This is a genomic window from Bengtsoniella intestinalis (assembly GCF_039719005.1).
GTDB classification, from domain to species: domain Bacteria; phylum Bacillota; class Clostridia; order Oscillospirales; family Oscillospiraceae; genus Oscillibacter; species Oscillibacter intestinalis.
The window spans coordinates 2,576,045-2,599,157 of the sequence record NZ_CP133584.1; the positions used below are offsets into that span (position 1 = coordinate 2,576,045).

General features: G+C 45.8%; 23 protein-coding genes. 10 read left to right on the top strand and 13 right to left on the bottom strand.

Annotation, left to right across the window (positions count from 1 at the left end; all coding sequences use genetic code 11):
- Positions 1-143 precede the first annotated feature (143 nt).
- Positions 144-614: an IS200/IS605 family transposase gene (gene tnpA, locus RFF05_RS12290; RefSeq protein ID WP_409967221.1), complete on the top strand. Its 471-nt coding sequence runs from the start codon at positions 144-146 to the stop codon at positions 612-614.
- Positions 615-751: 137 nt separating this feature from the next.
- Here the strand turns inward: tnpA and RFF05_RS12295 are convergent, their stop codons facing one another.
- Both RFF05_RS12295 and RFF05_RS12300 read right to left on the bottom strand, forming a co-directional pair.
- Complete coding sequence (locus RFF05_RS12295) at positions 752-1,492, bottom strand: FUSC family protein (RefSeq protein WP_409967365.1); 741 nt, start codon at positions 1,490-1,492, stop codon at positions 752-754.
- A 165-nt stretch (positions 1,493-1,657) separates the two neighbouring features.
- The gene (locus RFF05_RS12300; RefSeq protein ID WP_409967366.1) at positions 1,658-2,023 is read right to left on the bottom strand and encodes a hypothetical protein; all 366 of its coding nucleotides are present in this window, start codon (positions 2,021-2,023) and stop codon (positions 1,658-1,660) included.
- Positions 2,024-2,306: 283 nt separating this feature from the next.
- On the opposite strand from RFF05_RS12300, the gene RFF05_RS12305 reads away from it, so the two are divergent.
- Positions 2,307-3,524, top strand: coding sequence for an IS110 family transposase (locus RFF05_RS12305; RefSeq protein ID WP_409967367.1), 1,218 nt, complete (start codon positions 2,307-2,309; stop codon positions 3,522-3,524).
- A 146-nt stretch (positions 3,525-3,670) separates the two neighbouring features.
- On the opposite strand, the gene RFF05_RS12310 is transcribed toward RFF05_RS12305, so the two are convergent.
- Positions 3,671-4,297: a hypothetical protein gene (locus RFF05_RS12310; RefSeq protein WP_409967368.1), complete on the bottom strand. Its 627-nt coding sequence runs from the start codon at positions 4,295-4,297 to the stop codon at positions 3,671-3,673.
- Between the two features lie 142 nt (positions 4,298-4,439).
- On the opposite strand from RFF05_RS12310, the gene RFF05_RS12315 reads away from it, so the two are divergent.
- The 5 genes from RFF05_RS12315 to RFF05_RS12335 all read left to right on the top strand — a co-directional run bounded on the left by RFF05_RS12315 (position 4,440) and on the right by RFF05_RS12335 (position 7,784).
- Positions 4,440-4,958: a TetR/AcrR family transcriptional regulator gene (locus tag RFF05_RS12315; protein WP_409967369.1), complete on the top strand. Its 519-nt coding sequence runs from the start codon at positions 4,440-4,442 to the stop codon at positions 4,956-4,958.
- A gap of 505 nt (positions 4,959-5,463) precedes the next feature.
- Positions 5,464-5,670: a hypothetical protein gene (locus RFF05_RS12320; RefSeq protein ID WP_409967370.1), complete on the top strand. Its 207-nt coding sequence runs from the start codon at positions 5,464-5,466 to the stop codon at positions 5,668-5,670.
- A 117-nt stretch (positions 5,671-5,787) separates the two neighbouring features.
- The gene (locus RFF05_RS12325) at positions 5,788-6,516 is read left to right on the top strand and encodes a hypothetical protein (protein ID WP_409967371.1); all 729 of its coding nucleotides are present in this window, start codon (positions 5,788-5,790) and stop codon (positions 6,514-6,516) included.
- On the top strand, positions 6,513-7,166 hold the full coding sequence (locus RFF05_RS12330) for a hypothetical protein (RefSeq protein ID WP_409967372.1): 654 nt from the start codon (positions 6,513-6,515) through the stop codon (positions 7,164-7,166). The genes RFF05_RS12325 and RFF05_RS12330 overlap by 4 nt, the downstream gene beginning before the upstream one ends.
- Positions 7,167-7,193: 27 nt before the next feature.
- Positions 7,194-7,784 (top strand): hypothetical protein, encoded by a 591-nt coding sequence (locus tag RFF05_RS12335; protein ID WP_409967373.1) that lies wholly within the window; start codon positions 7,194-7,196, stop codon positions 7,782-7,784.
- A 200-nt stretch (positions 7,785-7,984) separates the two neighbouring features.
- On the opposite strand, the gene RFF05_RS12340 is transcribed toward RFF05_RS12335, so the two are convergent.
- From RFF05_RS12340 to RFF05_RS12365, 6 genes are all read right to left on the bottom strand, one after another.
- Positions 7,985-8,194, bottom strand: coding sequence for a hypothetical protein (locus RFF05_RS12340; protein WP_409967374.1), 210 nt, complete (start codon positions 8,192-8,194; stop codon positions 7,985-7,987).
- A gap of 179 nt (positions 8,195-8,373) precedes the next feature.
- Positions 8,374-9,444: a uroporphyrinogen decarboxylase family protein gene (locus RFF05_RS12345; RefSeq protein WP_409967375.1), complete on the bottom strand. Its 1,071-nt coding sequence runs from the start codon at positions 9,442-9,444 to the stop codon at positions 8,374-8,376.
- 16 nt (positions 9,445-9,460) lie between these two features.
- Positions 9,461-10,945, bottom strand: a complete 1,485-nt coding sequence (locus RFF05_RS12350; RefSeq protein WP_409967376.1) for a tripartite tricarboxylate transporter permease — start codon at positions 10,943-10,945, stop codon at positions 9,461-9,463.
- A 14-nt stretch (positions 10,946-10,959) separates the two neighbouring features.
- Positions 10,960-11,433 carry a tripartite tricarboxylate transporter TctB family protein gene (locus tag RFF05_RS12355; RefSeq protein ID WP_409967377.1) on the bottom strand — a complete coding sequence of 158 codons (474 nt, stop codon included), beginning with the start codon at positions 11,431-11,433 and terminating at the stop codon, positions 10,960-10,962.
- Positions 11,434-11,447: 14 nt separating this feature from the next.
- Positions 11,448-12,455 (bottom strand): tripartite tricarboxylate transporter substrate binding protein, encoded by a 1,008-nt coding sequence (locus tag RFF05_RS12360; RefSeq protein WP_409967378.1) that lies wholly within the window; start codon positions 12,453-12,455, stop codon positions 11,448-11,450.
- Positions 12,456-12,468: 13 nt separating this feature from the next.
- Positions 12,469-13,860: a sulfatase-like hydrolase/transferase gene (locus RFF05_RS12365; RefSeq protein WP_409967379.1), complete on the bottom strand. Its 1,392-nt coding sequence runs from the start codon at positions 13,858-13,860 to the stop codon at positions 12,469-12,471.
- Positions 13,861-14,151: 291 nt separating this feature from the next.
- Here RFF05_RS12365 and RFF05_RS12370 point away from each other — a divergent pair, with 291 nt between their 5' ends.
- Positions 14,152-14,910 carry a GntR family transcriptional regulator gene (locus tag RFF05_RS12370; RefSeq protein ID WP_409967380.1) on the top strand — a complete coding sequence of 253 codons (759 nt, stop codon included), beginning with the start codon at positions 14,152-14,154 and terminating at the stop codon, positions 14,908-14,910.
- 166 nt (positions 14,911-15,076) lie between these two features.
- Here the strand turns inward: RFF05_RS12370 and RFF05_RS12375 are convergent, their stop codons facing one another.
- Entirely contained in the window at positions 15,077-16,204 is a 1,128-nt protein-coding gene (locus RFF05_RS12375; RefSeq protein ID WP_409967381.1) for a homoserine O-acetyltransferase, read from the bottom strand.
- A gap of 14 nt (positions 16,205-16,218) precedes the next feature.
- Entirely contained in the window at positions 16,219-17,538 is a 1,320-nt protein-coding gene (locus RFF05_RS12380; protein ID WP_409967382.1) for a GntP family permease, read from the bottom strand.
- 252 nt (positions 17,539-17,790) lie between these two features.
- On the opposite strand from RFF05_RS12380, the gene RFF05_RS12385 reads away from it, so the two are divergent.
- Both RFF05_RS12385 and RFF05_RS12390 read left to right on the top strand, forming a co-directional pair.
- Positions 17,791-18,927 carry an ABC transporter substrate-binding protein gene (locus tag RFF05_RS12385; RefSeq protein WP_409970115.1) on the top strand — a complete coding sequence of 379 codons (1,137 nt, stop codon included), beginning with the start codon at positions 17,791-17,793 and terminating at the stop codon, positions 18,925-18,927.
- Between the two features lie 10 nt (positions 18,928-18,937).
- The gene (locus RFF05_RS12390; protein ID WP_409967383.1) at positions 18,938-20,395 is read left to right on the top strand and encodes a hypothetical protein; all 1,458 of its coding nucleotides are present in this window, start codon (positions 18,938-18,940) and stop codon (positions 20,393-20,395) included.
- A gap of 424 nt (positions 20,396-20,819) precedes the next feature.
- On the opposite strand, the gene RFF05_RS12395 is transcribed toward RFF05_RS12390, so the two are convergent.
- Positions 20,820-21,890 (bottom strand): PfkB family carbohydrate kinase, encoded by a 1,071-nt coding sequence (locus RFF05_RS12395; protein WP_409967384.1) that lies wholly within the window; start codon positions 21,888-21,890, stop codon positions 20,820-20,822.
- 50 nt (positions 21,891-21,940) lie between these two features.
- Positions 21,941-23,095: a class II fructose-bisphosphate aldolase gene (locus RFF05_RS12400; protein ID WP_409967385.1), complete on the bottom strand. Its 1,155-nt coding sequence runs from the start codon at positions 23,093-23,095 to the stop codon at positions 21,941-21,943.
- Between the last annotated feature and the right edge of the window lie 18 nt (positions 23,096-23,113).

Here is a 23,113-nt window from a genome sequence, read left to right on the forward strand (position 1 = left end):
TGTCGGATTTTATCGTTTTCATACAACAACCACTGGCTCTGCCAGTGGATAAAAAGCTTATAGCTATGGACAAAATAAAAGCTCCCCGATATAGTAAAGTCAAGGTCTGCCAACCTAACTTACAATATCGAGGAGGTCTTCACATGAAAGACATTAACAGTCTAACGCATACTAAGTGGCGTTGTCAATACCACATCGTATTTGCGCCCAAATATCGGCGACAAGCAATTTACGGTGAAATAAAGCAAGACATAGGTTTTATACTGCGGAAATTATGCGAACAAAAAGGGGTAGAAATTATAGAAGCAGAAGCTTGCCCAGACCACATCCACATGCTGATAAGTGTGCCGCCAAAATACAGTATAGCGCAAATAATGGGCTTTTTAAAGGGAAAAAGTAGCTTAATGATATTTGACAGGCACGCAAATTTAAAGTACAAATATGGGAACCGACATTTTTGGGCGAGAGGCTATTACGTGGACACGGTGGGGCGAAATAAAAAGCAAATACAAGAGTACATAAAGAAGCAACTGCAAGAAGATGAAATGGCAGACCAAATGAGCCTGAAAGAGTATACAGACCCGTTCACGGGTAGCAAGAATACCAAGGCATAAGAAAAACCCCTTTAGGGGTAGCCCGAAACAGTAATGCACGTGGCAGACCATTCGGGACCCCTTTAGGGGTGTGTCAGTACCATGCCCTTCTAGGGCTATCCCAAGCCACCAGCTCAGCTGGTGGTTTTGACTAATCGTTACTTTTTTGCAACGATTAGCTTCTCTTTTGTATAGTCTTGATACAAAGTCGGCAGTAATTTATCGCACACATAGCATAACACCAACGTCAGAATTGCGCCAAGAATCGTCCAAAGTACCCTTTGACCCACAATCGTATAGCTTAAATCACCGCTGGCCAAGATATTGCCCACTGTTGCGTGCATGCCAATGCACGCACTGCCCATAATGTACTTATTAGGCATGAAAAACCCAATGCCAAGCATGGTGGTCACAGCAACAGCGATGAGCACCACCGTGTTTGCGTCCCAAAACACCAAGCCACCAAGAACAACCATACTAATCAGCGCACCGATCATTCTACGGTGTCCTCTCATGGAAATTCGCCCGTAATCTCCGCCAATTAGCACGGCACTTGCCGATATGATGAGCCAATATCCTCTGTGGTCATACACAAAATATCCAACCCAGCAAATGACGAAAATAATCAGGCAATGCGCCAGTGTTCTCTGTATAATACCAGAATTTTCCTTGAAAAAAGTTTTGTATTTGCACATTGTACTTTGAGCGATACCATCGGCAGAATGGAATGGCACACCTTTTTTGTGAAGCTTCATACCTGTACACACAAGCAGAATGACCGTCAATAGCAATCCCCATTTTACAATATCAGTCGCAACTTCCACGCCGCCACCTTGATTGTTTATGATTAAAAAAATAAGTCCAATATGAAAGTAAAATGGAAATTTGTAATGATTCACACGCCAAAAAATATAGGAACACCCATAAATCACAGTGAACAGAAAGGGTACAAATATGGTATAGTTTGCCGTGATTGCACCTAACACACAAACCAAAATAAGACATAAAGACAGCGTTAACTGGGAGATTGTTTTCGAGAAAATTGACATTGCGAAAGTCTCCTATTAAATCTTTTTGGTTATGTTTTGCTCTGGTATAATTTCCAAGAATTTTATTTTGCCAGACCCATCCAGTTCGATGAGATCCATGCCCACTGCGGCGTGCATTTCACCAGTTTTCAACTCATGCACCACCGCCCATGTTGCCCTGAATCCTGTGTCGGTCTGGGTGGTATGCCAGACGTGTTTCATAGACACATAATTTTGAAGCGTTGCTTTAATGCCCATTTTTAATACAGTTACGTCGCTCACTTCTCCTTGCGCTGACTTCACCACAGCACCATCGGCAAACAAGTCTATCAGTGCTTCCAATGCTGACTCGTCAATAAGTGCAGCGTCCCAAAATGTAAAATATTGATCAAATACTGTCATTTTAATGCTCCTCCTACAATATAAATTAAGGTTTAAGGCACGGCAGCCAGCCGTGTCTTTTATCTTTTTGTTGCCTAAGCTGTTAGAATGGGAGGGAACAGGTCTGGCTCAATGTTCCAAGGGCTCACACGCCCGCACAGGAGTCCGCCAGCCGCCTCTCTCGTTCGCAGCATTCGATTTACGCAGGTTGTGCCACCATCACTGGTGCGTTCGTGTCACTCAGGAGATTGAACAAGCAACGAAGAAAGCGGGATGCCTAATCAAAATACACGGAGGAAACAATATGAACGCAGTCGGGATTGATATTTCCAAAGAATTCAGCGTGGTAGCCGCCCTACGGCCTATGGGTGAGGTGGCACTCCCACCTCGTACTTACCAGCATGACAGCCAAAGCATCGACGTACTGGCGCAGGAAATTCTTGCTCTGGGCGAGGACACCCGTGTCATCATGGAGGCCACAGGGCGCTACCACGAGCCAGTCGCTCAGGCGCTCAGCCAGCATGGCATCTACATCAGTATCCTCAACCCCCTTCTCATCAAACAGAGCGGTGGCGGCTCCATCCGCAAGGTCAAAACTGACAAGGCGGATTCATTGAAAATTGCTAAATACGGACTTGACAATTGGGTGGATTTGAGGGAACATACACCTATGGAAACCATGAGACAACAATTGAAGCTCTGTACACGACAGTACAATTTGTACATGAAAACCATTGTTTCGTTACAAAACAATCTGATTTCTCTCTCGGACAAGACCTTTCCAGGCGTCAACGAGCTGTTTTCTAGCCCAGAGCGCAAGGATGGTCACGTCAAATGGATTGATTTTCTGACCACATTTTGGCACTGTCACTGCATTGCAAAAGTCAGCGAAAAATCCTTCTCAGACCGCTACCAAAAATGGTGCAAGCGAAAGGGGTACCATTTTCAACCCAGAAAAGCGGCTGAAATCTACGCAAAAACCCAACGCATGATTGTCACTCTACCCAAAAACGACTACGCAAAATTGTTGGTTGTAACGGCGGCAAAACAGCTAACAACCTCCAAGGAGACCCTCTCCGAGATGAAGGTTGAGATGAACCGCATGGCGCAGGAGTTGCCTGAGTACGACACTGTCATGGCCATGTACGGCGTGGGCGAGACCACTGGCGTACAGCTGATGGCGGAAATTGGAGACGTCCGCCGCTTTGCCCACCGCAGTTCCATCGTGGCTTTTGCGGGGGTGGATCCGTCGGTTAACCAATCGGGCAAGCAGACCTCCCAGAACGGTAAAACCACCAAGCGTGGTTCTCCACATCTGCGTAAGACGCTGTTTCAGGTGGTGTCTACCTACGTCAAGAAGAAGCCAGCAGACGAGGCGGTGTACCAGTTCATAGACAAGAAACGTGCCGAGGGCAAGCCCTACTACGTCTACATGACGGCCGCACAGAACAAGTTCCTGCGGATTTACTACGCTCGTGTCAAGGAGTGTATGCTGGCTCTGGAAACCGCTAACGAGGGCTAAGTGATGCTAATTTCATAGTTTTTTAGGTCAGTGATTACACCTTCTTTCTCTGGCCTGTTTTGTTATGCCTGCTTTGTCATCTCACAATTTTTGTGAGATTTTTTCATTTCAGGGCTTGACTTTTATTTACAGGACTCCTGTTTAAATTATGCTGTTTTGATAGCGAGCTTGATGTCGTCCCATTTTACCAAGGCGATGATGTACAGAATGTCAAACACACTGCAGATGATGCCTGTAATCAAAATGAAGATGTTGAAATCTTGTATCAGCGCAAAGCTGATGGTAGGCGCCAGTGTGCCAATCCATTTGGCAACGGCCAGCAGGACAGATTGCCCTTCTTTGCTTTGGCGGTGAAAGAGCATGGTCAAAAACAGGATGGACATGGCTGCGTTTTGTAAAAAGGCAGAATAGGAAGCGGCTTCAGAACTGATGAAGTGGAGATAAAATGCCATTTGAATGGCCAAGGTTGTGGCAAAGGCAAGCACGCTAAAGGGCACGAAATACTTCTTTGCAGCGTCTGTCACATATTTCTTCCCATACTTAAAGTACGTCACAACAATCACCGCATCCAGAGCGCACCAAATGAAATTGATGGGTGTTTGAATGGTGGGCGCTGCCAAACCATTGATGGTATAAATGGCCTCCCACGCAATGTTAAGACCCAAGGCAAACAGAGGCATTGCATAGCTCTTGTCCTTAAAACCCTTTCTGATTGCCTCAATGTAGACAATCGTCCACGCAATACCGCTGAGTAAGGTTAAAAATGTAGTCATAAAAAATCCCCTTCTATACTTGACTGAAATTGTAACAAATGTTATGATTGTTACATCTGTTACAGTTTATTATAATAGATTGGAAATTCAAAGGGAAGATACAGAATCCACCCTTTTGTTACAGTTCGGGAGGGGGCTACTGATGAAACAATCGGAACGAAGCAAGCAATGGATGGCGGATGCCCTGCTTATTCTCATGGAGGACACGCCCTATCACCAGATTTCTGTTACGGATATCACAGAGAAAGCAGGGGTATCAAGGCTGACTTTTTATCGGAATTTTGAAAGCAAGGACGATATTCTTCAGTTCCATTTTGACCGTACATTCTCGGCCTATATTGCATCCGTCCAAGCGGACGCATTTGATTTGGAACAGGCCTTAACCCAGTGTTTTGAATTTTGGCAAAGTTATAAATCAAACATCAAATTATATTTAAAAAATGACCTCCACAGGGTCATGGCGCGCCCTCTGGAACAATACTTGAATGTTGTCTTGTCCAAAGGACAATATAAGGATTCGTTCACGCAAATACAAAAAACATTTATTGTGGGCGGTTTGTTTGCGTCCATGGTTTCTTTGGCAGTCCAGCAGTCTGAACAAACCCCGGAAGAGATGGCCAGCGCTGTGCTAGAAATACTCAATTACCAGCACCTGCGCTGAAATGAAGGTGCGTTCCTCTTGTTTATAGCACCAGCCTCTGAACCTTTTTTCCACTACATCCACTAACATCGTATCATATAGCACGAATCAAATATAGGATATGCTAAGTAGGCTTCGTTGCATATTGACCATTGCCAATCATAATCGTACCATAAAGGCAAGTAGATACGTCTATTCAAGTGGGCTGACACCTTTAATTTGAAACCATGCTGAGCGACTGGCGGTTGGCAAAGGCACTTATCGAGATGTATCTCACCAGCATATCCGTGGAAGCAGTCGCATGGATATGCGGAAGAAAAGCGCCCGAAAGATACAGACGCAGCTTAGAAAATTCTCATATACATTGGAAAAAATATAAAAATCGTGGTATACTATATACCATTACACCAGTAAGCCTAACAACCCTATTTTGTTTGATTTTACAATGAAAGGAGCTTTTCATATAGGAAAATATGATACCTATAAGCCATATCGAGCTGAGCCGGGGGAGGATGTCAGACGATATATGACCGAGGAAGTCCCCATGGCCCAGTGGGATACCTATTTGGCTTCCACTCAAAATCGCATAACTTGGTCCTTTGATGCCGCCGAACGTCAGCTGGAAAGCCAAGGAGTGATGCCTGAAGACTTTGAAGGTTGTATTGCTTACCCAGCTGTCAACCCCAAAGGCTGTTACACCAAAGAGCAAATGGGCTATGTTGATCGACTGTAGACGGCCGCTCTTAGAAGCACCATGTTGCCAGAGGAATCACACCGTCTTGTGTCTCAGCTAATTGCTCATAGTTCATCCAATAAAGAGCCATATGTTTTGGGCGGACTACAGCAAAGAATGGAAACACCCATGGAAGAAATCCGCCATTTAAGTCGTACTGCAAAAATTTGTGACGACGAAGAACTGGCAGAAAGCCTAGATCGGGACATAGCGGAAGCATTTCAAAGCCCAGGTATCCAAGACTACGAAAATTTTGTAGAAGGCATTGAGTATCTATCTGGCATCCGTCATGGCACTCCACCAGCACAGGTGCAGGCGCTGTTTGGCAAAATCAGGCCTACGTTTCTCACTCCCCACACACTAGATGCAGCCTATAACGCAACCCCAAATCCTGCACTGTTGAACATTCAATACCCAGACGTACAGCACATGGTTGACAACTCCATCGCCGCTGCACCCCAGAATTGGAACTGTCACAGCAATGATACCCACACCCCCCTACGTGAGCGAGATTTACAGCCCGGCAATGACATGGATGAAATGGTTTCAAACTTTGCCGTCGGTGCTACAAAGCGACATTTGGGGGTTCTATTTGCCCCTATTGAAAACGAAGAAAAACCTCAACTAGGCAGGGTGAGCCGTGCATCCCTCATCACCATTGGCGGTAAGAGCCTGCGTGAGCTGATTACCGAGGAAGGCCACCGTCAAGGCAAACTCAGCAAAACAGAGCTTGAGCAGTTTTTTACAGAGAACGCTGAGCAACTGTCCACAGAGTATGTGGCCGCTGGCGTGCTGTCCGCTTCATCCCCGATAAAGACGGAAAACTGCCTACACAGCCCTATGTGATTACCCAACAAGGGGTGAAGCAAGAGGAGCTACCACCAGCTACCATGAACGGCTTCCAACGGTTTTTCAACAAGTTTGGATTTTTCAAAGAAGCCGCCAGCAAGGTGGAGGAATACAATTCCGTTATGAAGGGGCGCCAAAACGTCCAAGAAAATTATAAGACTGACCATCTGGACGACCCACGGACATATTCAACGGCCTTGCGGAATAATTTGTTTGAGGCCGTCTGCGATACATCAGAGAATTTCAAACAAAATTCCTTCCCAGGGCGCGATGGCAAAGCAAGTCCTTATCGCACCACACGCACCGCCCCTCAAAGCCTAGCCTTTGCCACATTGCTAAGCGAAGGCCATTCCATGGAAGACATTCTGAACCCTTACAAATTGGGCGCTGAAAAAGATCGCTTTGCGCAGGAATATGTAGACCATGCCGAGCAGTGCGACAGCGTTTGGTTTTACGACCACAGCATGAAGGGCCTTGCCGCAATCAGCGATTACATGACAGAAAAAATGTCTCAAACAGACCTGTCCAACAAAGAGGCGGTGACACAGCTGGTGTCCGAACTGGCATATTACAACACCGTCCTTCAGGATTTGACCCAAGAGAAAGACGTCCTTGTCCAAAACTTTGGCGACGAACTTGCCCAATGAAATCGCACGCCTGTAGAAGGCGCCAGCATGGACCAAGAGGCCTATTATGGCAAAAAAGAATCGGCAGCAAAGTATGTCCAAAGCTTCGTTTGGCGACAAAGGGTAGGTCTGGAATCAGAACGAGACCTACGAGAAGGACTTACGGACGTGGAGGCGGATTTCTGCAATGCCGTTGGGGGCGTGTTAGATGCCAGAAGTCAGCGCACTGTCTGCGCCCATGAAGCGGACTTGCACGGCGATAAGGTGTATGCCCTTTCCAGCGGTGCATATATCGAGTTCGCAGGCTCGTATCATCAACTTTCACAAGATTTACGACCAATGCTGGATAAGCCTCCAAAGGCTGATGCCTCCAAAATGACCCCCCGCCAGCGCATGCATGCTGGACAGGTGCTTGTAGATGGGGCCTTGGATCACTGCTTTGCGCCCTTCAAGGTCAGATGCGGCGATATGGAGTTGCCCATCCTCGGGGTAGGCTTGAACTCCAATTTTGCCGCAGAGAGCGAAAAAGCCGTACAACAGGCTCAAGAGTGGAGAATGGAAAACCCCACCATTGCAGCGCCCACGGCCGTGCGCTCAAATGCACCTGCCCCTCGTCAACACCAAGGGCGCGCCATGTAATGTGCCCGTTCATTCCAGTGCCTCGCAGATTATTTTGAACGCAAGGCCCAATACAATATATCCCACAAGCCACCACCTTCTACACAGGTGGCAACAATTCGTAAAAAGCCTCGAAAGTCTTGAGAATTCTTGACTTTCGAGGCTTTTACATCTTGTTTTAGCATTGCCAATCTATTTGATATTGAGTAACCGCTCAATAATCACCCGTCAAAATTACAACTCCATTTGGCAACGGCCAGCAGGACAGATTGTCCCTCGGTGCTTTGACGGTGAAAGAGCATGGTCAAAAACAGGATGGACATGGCTGCGTTTTGTAAAAAAGCAGAATAGGAAGCGGCTTCGGAACTGATGAAGTGAAGATAAAATGCCATTTGAATGGCCAAGGTTTTTGCCACTCGTTCCACTGACATCGTATCATACAGCACGAATCAGATTACTACAAGAAAAAGTGATATAAAATGGATAGTTTTATCCATTTTATATCACTTTTTACATAAAAAATTACAAGCGCACGCGTGCATCGACCCATGATTCGACCGAACTTACAGAAATCTTTAAGTAAGTTTTTCTGTTGGATTTCAGATTTTCTTTATGAACGGAGCTCTACGCGTAATGTCCGAAGAATTTTATTCATAGCCAGATACTGTTCCACTGGCACATAATCAGGGATGGAGTTGCCAGCACCCAATGCAATGCCACTGAAGCGGCCGTCCTTGCGGCACCCTTCCACCATGTTGCGAATATAGCCGTCCATCTCTTGGGGTGGCATTCTACACAGCACATCCATGTCAATGCCACCCAAAAAGGCGATTTTATCGCCATATTCTTTGACCCAGTGAGAAAAGGGTGCAATGCTATCTTCGTTGGAGTGCTTGGCATCGATGCCCACCGTGTCAATCAGGTCACCCATGACGCTGAAAATCTTGCCGCAGTTGTGGAACAAGAAGGGCTTGCCTGTCTCATGCACCAGCTTAGATAACTTCACATAATGGGGGATTAGATGCTCTCGAATGTCGTCGGCGCTGATGAGGGTGTTGGCATTGAAACCCCAATCCTCTGCCGTACGGGGAATGCAATAGGCATCGGCATAGTCTTGTTTCAAAAACCGCGTCCACAAAGTAAACCAGATTTCACCGCATTTTTGGAACAAGGCGGCATACAGTTCGGGTTCATCCACAGACAGATAGCACAGGTCTTGATAGCCCACCAAGTCTTGCACCATTTCAAACACACCGTTGCCCACGCCGCCGATGGCCTTCATGCCCTCTGGCATATGCCGTGCCAAGGCTGTGAAAATGGGGTCATATTTGGTGAAATACAGCTCTTCGATGGTGTCCCAAGGATAGGCATCGAAATCTGCTTGCTCTTGGATGACCCCTTGTTTAATGGGATTTTCCAGTGAACCGCCATTGGGGAGAATTTCAATGATTTTTCCAGCATAGGACACGGTGTCATAGCCCATTTGTTTGTAAAAATCACAGTACACACGGAAATATTCGTCGCATTGTTCTAGGGTACCAAAGTTCCAACCAGCCACGGTTGTGCCCATGATGGCATCCATAATGCTGTCGTCTACGATGTGGTCATAGAGGGGAATGTAGTCCGTTTCTTTGTTCAGGGCGACGTCTACCATGCGCTGATAATTGGGTTCTATATTCATAAGTCAAGTCTCCTCTTTAATGGGTTTGAGGTTGCTGTGCCTTTAGGGCTTTGCGTTTGCGTATCATAGGAAGCACAACGGAGCCCACAGCTAGGATTAGGAAAAACAGAGAGATGGGTCGGGTGAAGAAAATAGTAGCGCTCCCATCGGAAAGCAAGAAGGCACGGCGGAGATTTTGCTCGGTCATACTCCCCAAAATCAAGGCGATGGTCAAGGGTGCAATGGGGTAGCCACAGCGTTTGAAGAAGAAGCCGAAGATGCCAAAGCCCATCATCAATGCCACATCAAACAAGGAATTAGACACAGAATAAGCGCCAAAGTAACATAGCACCATCACCGCTGGCACCAGAATTTGGAAGGGGATATCTGCCACTTTGGCAAAGAATTTTGCCAAGAAAACACCTTGGGTATACATGAAAATGTTAATCAGTAACAGCCCTGCCATAATGGTGTATACCCAGAAGGGCTGGGTGGTGAACAGTTCAGGGCCGGGGTAAATGCCTTGCATGGTGAGCGCACCCAACAGTACAGCCACAGCACTATCGCCGGGGATGCCCAGTGTCAACAAGGGGATGAGGGTGGCACCAGTGACGGCGTTTTTCCCCACTTCAGGTGCCAAAACCCCTTCGATGCACCCAGTGCCAAATTTTTCTGGTGTTTTAGATGACCGCTTGGCATTGTCATAGCTGGCATAGGCCGCAATGGCGCCGCCAGTGCCGGGAATGGCACCGATGACCGTGCCAAAAATAGAGGACTTCAAAATGATTTTCCAGTAGGACAAGATGTTCCGAGTGGTGATGGTGGTTTTTTGTACCGCCTGCATCTCTTCCCCTTTTTTCACGCCCACATAGCATTTATCCAGCATTTCGCTGACGGCGAACATACCTAGCAACACGATGACCGAGTTAAAGCCGTTGAGTAGATTCATGTTGCCAAACATAAACCGTGGAATGCCGTCGGTTGCATCGATGCCCACAGTGGCAATCAACAGCCCAATGCCAGCGGCAGTCAAGCCTTTGGAGAGATTATCCGCAGAAATACTGGCGATGATGGCAAGGCCAAACACACAGAGGGAAAAATACTCAGTGGGCCCAAACTTCAAGGCGAGGGATGCCACTGGAGAAGCCAAGAACATCAGCACAAAGCAGCTAATCACACCGCCCACGGTAGAGCCCACCAAGGCGATTTTTAGGGCATCCCCAGCCTTGCCTTGCTTGGCCATAGGGTATCCGTCCATGACAGTAGCGGCAGAAGGGGGCGCTCCGGGGGTTTTGATTAAAATGGCAGTGATGGAACCGCCATAGGTGCCGCCGCAATAGGCGCCCAGCAACAAAAACATGCCGGGGATGGATTCCATGCCGAAGGTCAGCGGCAATAATAAGGATATAGCTAGTGTCACAGATAGTCCAGGCATAGCGCCAATGATGATGCCGGCAAACAAACCGGCGTTCATCATCAACAGATTCAACGGCGCAAACAATGCGCTTGCAATTTCTCCCATGATTGTCTCTCCTCTTATGGCAAATAAATTTGAAGCAAGTTCACGAAGCATAGGTAACACAAGCCAGCAAAGCCATACACAATGGCATAATAAGTGGGTTTACGCACACCCGTGACGTACAAAATGGCTGGCACAGTCACTGCCACAGCAACAATGGTACCCACAGTGCTAAAGAGCACCACGAACAAGATGAACAGCCCCATAATAGCGACCAAGCGGATGATATCAGCCTTGGTAGGGTTGAAATCCCCCTCTGCTTGCTGGCCTTTTCGATAGGCATAAATGACCTTGATAAGCTGGGTTAGGGCAGAGGCAAAGATGATAAATACGGCAATGTAGGGCATGGTGCGCCCATTGATATTGGAGGCACTGCTGCCAAACATGGCTTGAACGGTGATGCCTTTTGGAATTAACACCAGAGCGGTAAACAGTGACAGCACCATTAAGACAGAGGCCGCGCCTAGTTCTTTTTTTGTTTCGTTATTCATAGACGCAACTCCATTCATTCTTCCACTGTGAATTGTAGATTGGCGATAATTTTTTCTAATTCTTGGGATTCAGAGAGGAGGATATCTGTCACCTCTTCCTCCGTTAAGATGGGGACAGAGTCAAAATTAGCACTATCTAGATACGCTTGATATTCTTCGGTCTGCAAGGCCAAGTCAATGTTGGTTTTCAGGTAATCCACCACTTCATCAGGGGTGTCTTTGTGGACAGCCAAGGAATAGTAGCCAATGAAACATTCCATGCCGTACACGCCGATGTCATCCCCAGCTGGTACGTCTGGTAAATCAGAAGTAGCGGTGTCAGACAAGGTCAACAGGGCGTTGATTTGCCCAGATTCCACACGGGGAACAGCATCACTGCGGTCAGTGACATAGAAGTCGATATGATCGCCCAACAAGGCGGCAATCCCTTCGCTAGAGCCAGAGAAGGGGATGAATTCTGCCTCAAGCCCCAGTTCGTTTAGCACTTGCAAAGCGGCCAGATGACCCATGCCACCTTGGTTGGAAGCACTCCAAGTGAGGCGCTCGCCAGACTCAATTTTTTCTACCAGAGCCTCCCATGTGGTAAGCTCAGAGGTGCTATTGGTCACCACCACGTTCACATCACCAGGGGTCAACAAGGCAATGTGGCGGAAATCTTCAATGGAATAAGACAACTCCACCATCAGCGGTTGGAGCATCACCCCAGCAGGGGCACAGGTGAGCACCGTGTAGCCAGTGCCACCACGGTTGAATGCTTCTGCTGTGCCAGTGATTTGGCTGGCGCCAGACATATTCACCACCACAGATTGGGAATCGGTGCTTTTGTTCAACAGTTCCACCACGGAACGGGTGGGGATGTCAATGAGTGCACCTGCCGCCGCTGGCACAATAAACTCAATGGTTTCGTTTGGGTAGCTAGAAATTTCATCGGCGGTCATGGTGCTACCATCAGAGGAACAGCCAGTGAGCACCAGAGACAAGGACAGAGACAGGATTGCTGCGATTCTTTTTGCGTATTTCATACTTTCTTCTCCTTTAATCAACATAAACGGCTGATTGATAAATTTCTTGGTGTAAGGTTGAGCCTTCGCTGTGTTTGTAATAGTGTTCGGGGAATTCTTTCAATTCCACGTCCCAACTGTCGCCCAGTTCTGCCATCACGTTAGTTAGCTGTTGGCGCAGTTCCAGCATTTCGTATAAGTAGTTGTAATTTTCCACGCAGTTAAATTGCTCGTAGGCGTCCTTGGTCAAGTCGTACATTTCATACGGTACACCGCATTTTTCAACATAGAGGAATTGGTCAGTGCGGAGGCCACGCTCTGGGAAGTTTTTCTTTTCTGCAATGTAGTCAAACTCGTCGCACAAGGATTGGGAGATTTTCGGCAGTTGATAATAGGAATAGGCGTTCAAATTGGGGTCAGCCCCATTGACCATGGCGGTTTTCCAGCTTTTGCCCGGCATATACGATGGAATATCAATCCCACACAAATCCAAGATGGTGGGGGTGATGCCGATGGTGGGGTCAATGATTTGAGAGACCTTCACCCCTTGTTTCACCAAATCAGGATAGCGGATGATACAGGGCACATGGGTGGAGCCATTGTGGGCGATATACTTGTCGGTGTAGCCATTTTCGTAGCACATATCTCCGTGGTCGCTGACGAAAATCAAAATGGTGTTATCCGCAATTCCCTTCTCGTCTAAGAACTGAGTAACCCGTCCCACTTGGTCGTCTACGCAGGAGACAAGCCCGTAATACATGGCTGTGTATTTTTTAGCTTCCTCCGCCTTCCAAGAAGGGACGATGGGAGAGAGCGGCACATCTTGAGGGTCATATTTGTATTTATAATGGTCAGGCGCCAACTCCACTGGATGGTGGGGCAGGCCGTAGCAAATCATGCCCATAAACGGCACATCGTCGGCGATGGCACGGCTGGCAAAGTCCAACAGGTGGTCGGTTTGGTATTCAGGCTCGTATTTGTGAGACTTGTATGGGGTGGGGTCGTTATTTTTGTAGAAAATACCTTCCAAATATTCGTGACCGCGGCTGTAGCCGATGAACTCGTCAAAGCCCAAGCGATACTCTGGTTCCACGGGTTGGAACTTGTTGCCGCCGTTTAAGTGCCACTTTCCAACCCAACCTGTGCGGTAGCCGTGCTCTTTCATCATGTTGGGTAAAAATTCTTGCTCTAGAGGGATTTTGTAGTGATTGCAGAGGATGCCGTGGTCATGGGCGTACTTCCCTGTCATCATGGAAGCGCGGAAGGGGCAGCACAGGGGGAAAGAGGTGTGGGCATTGTCAAAGGATACGCCAGCCTGTGCCAGTGCATCAATAGCTGGCGTCTGGCAAAGGGGGTTGCCTGTGTAAGACATGGTGTCATAGCGCATTTCATCGGGATAAATGAGGATTACATTGGGCTTTTTCATAGGGGGCTCCCTCCAACTCTTCTTGTCTTATTGGTCATGTCAATTATTACCTTTTCGTAAATAATAATACCAATTTAATACCATGTCAATACCAATATAGCAATATTGGAGGTTTGCATAAATTTAACAATAGGATTTTATTTAATTCCACTACAAAACTGACCCGTATAGCCCTGGAATCGGATTCAAAATGAGACAATGTGGTTGCAATTTCAGGGGGTGATATCTGTGTATACCAATTTCTAATTTGGTATTGACCAGTTATGTGTTTGTATGGTATACTCATATATAATGAAAGAAGGTGATGTGGTGTTTACAAAAAGCACTGGCGCTATGTATGAGCAAATCAAAGCTGATTTGGTTTCCAAAATTCAATCTGGCGAATATAAAAGTGACGATCGGTTGCCCAGTGAGCGACAGATGGAAGAGCTGTACCAAGTGAGCCGTGTGACCATTCGCAAAGCCGTGGATGATTTGGTACACCAAGGCGTGCTGATTCGCCGCCAAGGCGCAGGCACCTTTATTGCAAACCGCAAACTGACAGTGTCTATGCGGGAGCTAAAAGGGATTATGGAAGAATTACGAGATAATGGCTTATCCACTGAAAGTCAGCTGTGTCAATGCCAATATTTGGACTATTCGCCTGATCTTCATGACATTTGGAACACATTAAACGTATCCGAATCTGATCAAGTTTTCTTTGTTCAGCGGCTGTATTCTCATCAGACAACCCCGTTGGTCATTGAAAACAACTATTTTCCAGCCTATTTGGGGGAAGAATTAGAAGTGTTCAATTTAGAAAAAAACATTCTCTATAAGGCTCTTTCTCTCATTGGCCATCCTGTGGAGCGTGCCCAGCAAATTATGTCTGCTCGCCTTGCCGACATGGAAGAGCGCAAGCTGTTGCAACTAGAGCAGAACATTGCGGTTTTAAATTTGGAGCGGCTGAATCTGTCTGCCGAAAATGAACCCCTCCTCTTTGCCCGTGGGGTGTTTGCAGGGGATAAATACTCCTACACCACCATGCTCCACCGCGGTGCAGGTATGTGAGATAAATAAACAGCTGATAATAAGTGAGAAAAAATCCGAGTAGAATTAATCTACTCGGATTTTTTTGGAGCTGCTGACTAATTTGAACCATCGATAGTCAAGCAATCAGGCGGTATAATACCGCTTACTTATCGGAAGATAGCGATGGGATGTGGCGGAGATGGGTTTAGACAAGGGGAGAGGGACTGTTTTCTAAGAACGCCTTGATTTTATGTTCAAAAATCTGTGTTTCTAAAACAGCCGACATATGCCCGTATTGGCTTTTAAATGTGAATTGTTCTCCACCGTCGATTAAGTCAACATACTGTTTCACAAAGGCGGAGGGGTGCAAAATGTCATCATCACAAGTGATGGCCAACAGTTTGGCGCGTATGCTTTTGAAGGTTTTTTCAATGTCGCCGTCAAATGTGCGGGTAATATCAAAGTTGATGCACATTCTACAGGTATAAATCCAATGATTCAAATCCACCAAAGGAAGAGAGACACTGACCGCGTCGTAGAGCTTTTGCTCGAAGGAATTAAACTGCGTAATCTCAGAGTAAGCAGGGCTGTCTTCCCCGTGGACGCGAGGATAGAGAAGTTCATAGGACGCACCTTGGAAGGCAGCAACATTCATCATTTGCATGGCTAGATGAAGGCTTTCGTGAGGCTTTTCTTCACAATCATAATAGTCCCCGTTGTTCCACTTGGGGTCCAATGCTGCCACACGAATGCTATGTTGCAGTGGCGCAAATGAGCCGTAGGATGGGTGCACGGGAGAGCCATTAATGGCGATGATTTTATCCATGAAATCAGGATAAGAGACAGACCATTGATAGGCAGACATAGCCCCGAATGAGAAACCAGCAATGGCATTTACATGATAAATATCCAAGCTTGCTAAAAGCGCTTTTTGGGAATTGATAATATCCAACACAGAGGGTACAGGGAAGGACAAACCATATGGCTTTTGTGTTTCTGGATTGATGGAAGCGGGCCCTGTGGTGAAAATAGATGGATTGTAAGCGCCACAGTTACAAAGATTATCGCTACAAATTACAAAATATTTATTGGTATCGATGGCTTTGTCAGGGCCGATTAAACTATCCCAATATCCAGAAGTTGCATCCTCTTGGGTGTATTTCCCTGCACAATGACTATTTGCAGAAAAGTAATGTACAATTAAAACAACATTGCTTTTATCGTCATTCAAGGTGCCAAATGTTTCGTATCCCATTTGGATGTCTAGAGATTGGCCAGCTTTAAATGCAAAAGATTTTTCTTTGAAAACTTGTTTTTTTGTAAGTAGGGTCATGGGAAGCCTCTTTCTTAAACAATGCCCAGTGTTGCCAAAATGATGCACACGATGGTTAGGATGATAGGAGTAATAACGGTGAGGGGCAATACGTGTTTGTAAGAACCCTTGATGCTAACGCCGCAAACGGCGGCCATGGAAATAAAGGTTGCGCAGTGAGGCAATGTGTCCAAACCGCAACAAGCAATAACCATTAAGCGGTGGAATGCTTCGGGATTGATGTTCAGATTCAGATAACTGTCAAGCATGGTAGTGGAGAAAATTTGCAAACCACCCAAAGCAGTACCAGTGATACCAGCCACAACGTTTACGGCGATGGCTGCAGACACATAGGGGTTAAACATATCGGACATACCCATTGCGAAGTTGATGAAGTATTGGAACCCATCAGCTTGTTGCACCACAGCAGCAAAACCCATAACACCACCAGTCAACATCAAAGGTGTGATGCTAGACCAGAAGCCAGTAGAGAACGTGGAAACGATTTTGCCTTTGAGGGTATTGCGGTTCAACAGGGAAACAAGGGCGATGGCCAGCAACAAAGAGGTGTTGATGCTGTCTACAGTGGTCATCATGTTTTTGAGGACCAGCATGGAGATAATAACTACCAGCAAAGGGGAAACAGAAGCGAAGAAGTTGGGCAAAATTTTGCCATCAGATTCAAAATCTTCTGTGGAGTCTGTGCCAGAGACAATATAGCCGTTTCCTTTGGCGGTTTCTTTCTTTGCAGCATATGTAACATAGATAGAACCGATGACAAGGCCGATGATACCAGCGATAATGCCCATGATAGGTGCGGCGTAGGCATTGGTGCCCAAAGGTGTTGTCAGCAGTGCATTTGTGCTGGTGGGGTTACCAGGCAGGCACAGACAAAGGGTGACCGATGCAAACAGGAAAATACCAGGCATCAGCTCTTTGGTGATGTTGGATTTTTTGAATAGAGGTGCGGCCACGGGGTAAACGGCAAAGATAATAACAAATGCGGAGATGCCACCCATTGCCATCAGCAATGTTACGAGGATACAAGCCACAGGTGCCCATTTTGCACCAAAGAGGGTGAAGAGTTTAGAAGCAACAGATTCAGCGGAACCACTGACTTTCATCAGTTCGCCATACCCTGCAGCAAGGCCGAAGAGTAAGAAGTAGCTCCCTGCGAAGCTTTTCATGCCATCTGCATAATATGTGCTGTAAGAGCTCCAAAATGGCATTGCGTTGGTGGCGATTACAATTGCGGAGGCGATTAGGGATGCCACAAAGGCATTTACGCCTTTATAGCTGAGGAAAATGAGTGCGGCGATAGCGAGCAAGAGTCCTAAGATACCTAAAGTTTCCATAATATAATTCTCCTTTTCTTTTTTGGTCTGCATATATGCTATCACAAATTTCGACAAAATACACAAATTTCCAACAGTTGTCAATGACATGAAAAATTGAATTGTGACAAAACTGTGACAAAACGCATTTTTTAGGAGAAATATATTGTGCAAATTGATAAAAAGACTATAATGTATATATGTAAGTGTAGTGTGTCACGCTGGCAAGGTATTTAGGGTGGCATGGATAATAAAAGAAGGTGGTGCATCTTGATGATGAAAGAAATTTTAGTCTGCAACAGTGCGGCTATATCTGGTGTTTTTGCCTCCACGGGAGATCCCATTGTGGCAGGCATCAAAGCATATTTTGATATGATTAATGCACAAGGTGGAGTCAATGGATATAGGTTTGCATTGAACCATATGGATGATGAATACGACCCTGATATTGCGCAAACTTGCTTTGAAAAGTTGGTTTTTGAAGAAAAGGCGTTTGCGTATATCTCTCACTTTGGGGCACCTGTGGTGCGTTCTACGTTAAAGTGCATCAAAGAGACAGGGATCCCTGTCATCGGCTTTGCCACAGGGGTGGGTGAGTTGTATTCTGATGGGATGAGAAGTGACATGCGAAATGTGTTTCCGATTCAACCTGTCTATATCACAGAAGGACGGGCCATGGTGGCGCGTTTGATTTCTATGAATCAAAATAAATCCATCTCCAAAATCGGTATGTTGTATGTGGATGAGAGCACAGGCCGTGATATTAAAAACGGGGTGGGGATTGAAAGCCTACTCTTGGATATAGATTGTGAATTCCAAAAAATCAATAAATCGTTTGATAATGTAGATGTATGTGCAAGGCGCATTATCGACTCCGGGGCTGATTTTATTGTGGTCGGTGCGTCACAGGCGTATTTTGCCAGAGTAATTGAAGCGTTGGTCCATCACAAAAATACAAAGCCTGTGTTGACCACATACTTGAATTCTGTGATTACCGTGGCCTATCAGACGGATGCTGTTTTGCAAAATTTGTTTGATGTGTATGCGTTGAGCTGGTTGAATTACGATGATAAACGTGCCCTGAATTTAGAAATCGCTTCAGAATGGCTTTGTGATTACGCAATGAATGGGTATGCACATTGTGGCTGGATTTCAGCACATTTTTTCGTGGAAGGCATCAAGCGATTGGGGGATGCAGAATTAACATGGGACAATTTTATTGACGCGATGGAGCAGGAAGATTTTGAAATTCCATTCGGGGGGAAGGTTTCTTATAAAAATGGAAGGCGGCTGGGTACATTGGAAATGAGCATTGTTCAATTTGACATGACCTTTCCTACGGGATGGCGCCCCGTTGATGGGTTAAAAAGTTTTACAGAGTTGTTGAATATGAATCAGTTTTACGCATAAGGAGATTCATATGACATTTTCAAACAAGTTAAATCTTTTGATGAAAATTACAGAAACCTCCAATAGTGCGTTGGCCAAACAGTTGGTGTTTGACCCATCTTACATTAGCCGACTTCGAAATGGAACAAGGAGTTTGAGCAAAGACAGTGAATATATGATGCCCATTGCCAAATATATCGCCAAAAATTGTGACACAGCAGAAAAAATACAGATGATGTCAGATGTAATAGGTGAAGATATTTCAAGCAATATTGAAGAACGTGTTTTTGCGTTTTTAAACCAACCAAGCCTCAATGCAAAGGTGCGCGCCATTTTGTCGGATATGTCGGCTCCTGTCAGTAATGATAAAAAAAGTGAAGAAAATCTGCTGTGCTTTTACGGAGATGAAGGGCGAAAAGAAGCCACGTTGATGCTCTTGAGTCGGGCGGCAAAGCTGAATAAACCTGTCACGCTGCTTCTTTTTAGTGATGAGAGTGGCGAATGGATGAATGGAATTTCCTATGAATGGGAATCGTTTTTATGGCAGATTATCTTAAAGCAGGGCAAGGTGAAAGTAATTCATAAAATCAGTTATAATATTGATGAAATGTTTGACATTATTTTACGATGGTTGCCATTTTATGCAACAGGTGCCATTGATGCGTATTATTACCCTAAGCTAAGAGATGGGATTTATAAGCGCTCTTTATCGGTGGTGGCTTCAAATGCCGCAACATTTTCTACATCAATCGGTGCACAGACAGAAGTAAGCCCTACCTTTTTTACAACAGATATACAGGCGGTCGATGCGTTTACCAATGAATTTTATAGCTATTTGTCCCTTTGTAAACCGTTGATTGAGTTTTTTAAGCCGTTTACCAAACGGTATAATCAAATTCTTGGAGAATCAATTGCCAAGTCTAAGGATAATATTTTGAAATCCTATAGCTTGCCGATTGTATCCATGCCTGCGTGTGTGTTAAAGCAGATTTACCAGCGATATGATGGGCTAGAATTGAACAAAGAAAGTCCGTTTTTAAAAGGGGAATTGTTTGCCCCTGATTCCCAGTCCAATACTGTGCATATTATTTATTTGCATGACATTGACACAGTCCTTGCCAATAAAGCCTTGGTTACAAGTGCAACCATTTATAATGAAACACAAATTTTTTACACACCCATTGAATACAAATTACACCTAGAAAACATTGTGAAACTATTGCAAGCACATAGGCATTTTTCGGTATACATAGATGATGAAAAGCCAAGCGAGCTGTCCCTTCATGTCTTTGAAGACAATGAGGCATTTATTTTCAACGAATCAACAGCAGGCATTTTATTTAAAATTACTGAAAAGAATACCACGAATGCGTTCTGGGATTACATGACCCAGTTGGTGACCCAGTTTCAGGAAAATCATACACGAGAATCCGTGTGTTTGAGAATACAAAATTATATTAAGGAATTGGAAGATAGAATGGGACAATGAGGGTTGTGCTTGGTGCTTCAGGTGATGAAAAGAACGCAACAGCACTGCATATGTGGGATAAGGTGTGAAATAGAATTTATAATGGAGACAGCAGGGTGTTTTTGAAATAGCTACAAACAGGACAGGTGGACGCCCTGAGGGTGTCTACCTGTCCTGCTGGAGTCGTGATTAGGTTCGGTGCCCCCCAAAAAAGTAAACGTATACCGGCTGTTACAAGGTGGCATATTACCGCTTGCTCATTGAGAGAGTGTGTCGGGATATGGCGGAGATGGTGGAATTTACATCATAAGAAAAGTGATATAAACTGGATAGAACTATCCGGTTTATATCACTTTTTTGTTTAGAAATCATGTTGTATTCTGGGAGGCATGGGATGAACTACAAAAGGGTTAAGTCTGTGTTCCCCAATCAGCCAACGCTTGCGTTAAGGCGGCGGTGGTGGGGCCTCTCCTGTGCTGACGTAGCAGTGGGTGGTGGCATTGGCCATCAACAAGCGCTCTTGTGGAGACAAGTTCATCATAGAGGCCACCATATATCCGCCGTTAAATGTGTCCCCTGCCCCCGTGGTTTTCACTGGGGATTGGCAGAATTTTTGGAATGAAACCCAAGCCCCTTGTGTCGCTGTGGCAATGACAGCGTAGTGAGATGTGTGGACAATCAACTCATCAATATCTATACGCTCGCGCAGTGCACAAACAGTCTCAAAAACTTGTTGCCATGTCTCAACGTGATTTACATCCGCAGGATAGGGTAAGTCGTATTCACCTGCCAAAATGCCCCCTTCGTGCTCATTGAGACTGAGCGTTTGTGGCAGTATTTTATCTTGTGTTTGCAGTGTCTCTAGTGCCAGTGTCAAGGCTTCCCTTGTCCGTTTGTTGAGGTTTGCAAAGTCATGGAAAATCCGTTTTGTTTTTCCATTTCCAACGCAACTGGTGACCACTCCTTGCAAAACAGCCTCAAAATCATACATATTTGACCAATATCCGATACCCACAACATCTACATTTAAAAGTTGGTCGACAGTTTCTTGTCCTAAGGTGTCGACCACCGTTTTCCACTGCAGAGAAAATAAGTTTTGCAGATTTGGCATCATGATTTTCCCGTCAGCAAACTCCAATAGGTGCATATTCACGCTGGGGCCCAGAGAAACTAGACTTGCCAACTGGTCAAATTCATGGAATATCGGTTCAATGGTGGGCGTACCAAATAAACCTAACAAAGTGGTCTCTTGTCCTAGCTTTGCCACTGCACGGCCTGTGTTGCAAACAAATCCACCACTGATGCGCCGCTTCAACACGCGCTCAATGGCCATGCCACCGGTTTTTCGTTGATTGATTACATCCCCAAAATCCATCATGCGTGCCATTTTGGTGAACGTAGATTGGTCTGTGCGACTGGCAATCAGCTCCCAGACTTCATCTACCATGCCATCAATCCCTAGCAAAGCGCTTCCCTTGGTTGTATTGAGTTGGTCAATGATGTGTGTGTGTTCCATAGACTCCCTTTCTATAAAGGATCATTCGCAAAATACGTATCAATATCTTTTTAGGCCAGCCCCTTTTTGTATCGGTCTGCCATTTCTTCCAAGGTCACCTGCTCCACCTTTGGTGCCATGCCCACGCTGCCGAAATGCACCAGCAACGGACTGACCACTTCGTGAACACCATATTCAACACAGTGGAGAATTTTTGCAATATCGTCATCCACCCCTGTGCCATACATTACCGTTTCCATAATGGGGGGCAGGAAAATCCGTGGATCAAATCCTTGGGGCTTTTCTTGTAAAAGTTGATAAATAGGGCCTACAGAAGGACTTTCTCGTAAAGCCACTTCCTTGGCAAACAGCTCGCGCATATTGCGCACCACAGCTAAACGAATATCTGTGTCTACATTGATTTTGTTGATGCCACAGTGGATTGCTTCTACCAATTGGTCTAAGGCAATCCCATACGCATTTTGAATATCGCCGCCTAAGGCATTGATTTCTTCCACAATGTATTGTGGTACAGTGGATGAGCCATGGCTCACTAAAAATCCAGCCACACCTTCGTGGCGCATACATTCTTTCACCGCTATGGCGATTTCTTTGCGAATGACTGTGCGTTTTCCTTTGTTGGCGCCGTGCATGGTTCCATAGCTAATGGCCAAAGCATCCACACCTGTTTTCTTAAAGAATTCAACGGCTTTCACAGGATTGGTATAGGTGCTATGGCCGCTGGATACATCGTCTTCCACACCGGCCAATACGCCCAGCTCACCTTCCACGCTGACGCCATATTGATGGGCATAGCGCACCACTTCGCGGGTCAGCGCCACATTGTTGTCAAAAGAAAGACTGCTACCGTCAATCATTACCCCTGTGTAGCCTCCTGAAATAGCGGCAATACAAGAGTCTAAATCTTTGCCGTGATCCAAGTGCAGTGCGATGGGGATGGGGCTGTTTTCGCCATACTGTTTCACAGCATTTGCAATGTTTTTTGCACCAATTTTTTTGTCTTCTAGCGTTGCGTGCATAAAGTCAGTGTTGCCACCCATAAAGCCGTTTGCCAAGTCTGCCCCTTGTAAAATGGCAGGGCTACGGAGTAGTTCGTGGGTTTGGATGCCTGCTTTGGCTTGCGCCACAGCATTCACGTTGAATGCGCCCTGACCATACTGATACTGATCAGCAGCCGCTAAAATTGCTCTTGTTGGAACAAGCATTGTGTCACATCCTTGCTT

What these genes read in the sequence shown, in the direction of transcription:
- RFF05_RS12370 (WP_409967380.1), top strand. Translation starts at nt 14,152, where the DNA reads ATGAAAGAAGGTGATGTGGTGTTTACAAAAAGCACTGGCGCTATGTAT.
- RFF05_RS12350 (WP_409967376.1), bottom strand. Translation starts at nt 10,945, where the DNA reads ATGGGAGAAATTGCAAGCGCATTGTTTGCGCCGTTGAATCTGTTGATG.
- RFF05_RS12315 (WP_409967369.1), top strand. Translation starts at nt 4,440, where the DNA reads ATGAAACAATCGGAACGAAGCAAGCAATGGATGGCGGATGCCCTGCTT.
- RFF05_RS12325 (WP_409967371.1), top strand. Translation starts at nt 5,788, where the DNA reads ATGGAAACACCCATGGAAGAAATCCGCCATTTAAGTCGTACTGCAAAA.
- RFF05_RS12360 (WP_409967378.1), bottom strand. Translation starts at nt 12,455, where the DNA reads ATGAAATACGCAAAAAGAATCGCAGCAATCCTGTCTCTGTCCTTGTCT.
- RFF05_RS12305 (WP_409967367.1), top strand. Translation starts at nt 2,307, where the DNA reads ATGAACGCAGTCGGGATTGATATTTCCAAAGAATTCAGCGTGGTAGCC.
- RFF05_RS12345 (WP_409967375.1), bottom strand. Translation starts at nt 9,444, where the DNA reads ATGAATATAGAACCCAATTATCAGCGCATGGTAGACGTCGCCCTGAAC.
- RFF05_RS12365 (WP_409967379.1), bottom strand. Translation starts at nt 13,860, where the DNA reads ATGAAAAAGCCCAATGTAATCCTCATTTATCCCGATGAAATGCGCTAT.
- RFF05_RS12400 (WP_409967385.1), bottom strand. Translation starts at nt 23,095, where the DNA reads ATGCTTGTTCCAACAAGAGCAATTTTAGCGGCTGCTGATCAGTATCAG.
- RFF05_RS12320 (WP_409967370.1), top strand. Translation starts at nt 5,464, where the DNA reads ATGACCGAGGAAGTCCCCATGGCCCAGTGGGATACCTATTTGGCTTCC.
- RFF05_RS12300 (WP_409967366.1), bottom strand. Translation starts at nt 2,023, where the DNA reads ATGACAGTATTTGATCAATATTTTACATTTTGGGACGCTGCACTTATT.
- RFF05_RS12390 (WP_409967383.1), top strand. Translation starts at nt 18,938, where the DNA reads ATGACATTTTCAAACAAGTTAAATCTTTTGATGAAAATTACAGAAACC.
- RFF05_RS12395 (WP_409967384.1), bottom strand. Translation starts at nt 21,890, where the DNA reads ATGGAACACACACACATCATTGACCAACTCAATACAACCAAGGGAAGC.
- RFF05_RS12385 (WP_409970115.1), top strand. Translation starts at nt 17,791, where the DNA reads ATGATGAAAGAAATTTTAGTCTGCAACAGTGCGGCTATATCTGGTGTT.
- RFF05_RS12335 (WP_409967373.1), top strand. Translation starts at nt 7,194, where the DNA reads ATGGACCAAGAGGCCTATTATGGCAAAAAAGAATCGGCAGCAAAGTAT.
- RFF05_RS12310 (WP_409967368.1), bottom strand. Translation starts at nt 4,297, where the DNA reads ATGACTACATTTTTAACCTTACTCAGCGGTATTGCGTGGACGATTGTC.
- RFF05_RS12380 (WP_409967382.1), bottom strand. Translation starts at nt 17,538, where the DNA reads ATGGAAACTTTAGGTATCTTAGGACTCTTGCTCGCTATCGCCGCACTC.
- RFF05_RS12375 (WP_409967381.1), bottom strand. Translation starts at nt 16,204, where the DNA reads ATGACCCTACTTACAAAAAAACAAGTTTTCAAAGAAAAATCTTTTGCA.
- RFF05_RS12340 (WP_409967374.1), bottom strand. Translation starts at nt 8,194, where the DNA reads ATGTCAGTGGAACGAGTGGCAAAAACCTTGGCCATTCAAATGGCATTT.
- RFF05_RS12355 (WP_409967377.1), bottom strand. Translation starts at nt 11,433, where the DNA reads ATGAATAACGAAACAAAAAAAGAACTAGGCGCGGCCTCTGTCTTAATG.
- tnpA (WP_409967221.1), top strand. Translation starts at nt 144, where the DNA reads ATGAAAGACATTAACAGTCTAACGCATACTAAGTGGCGTTGTCAATAC.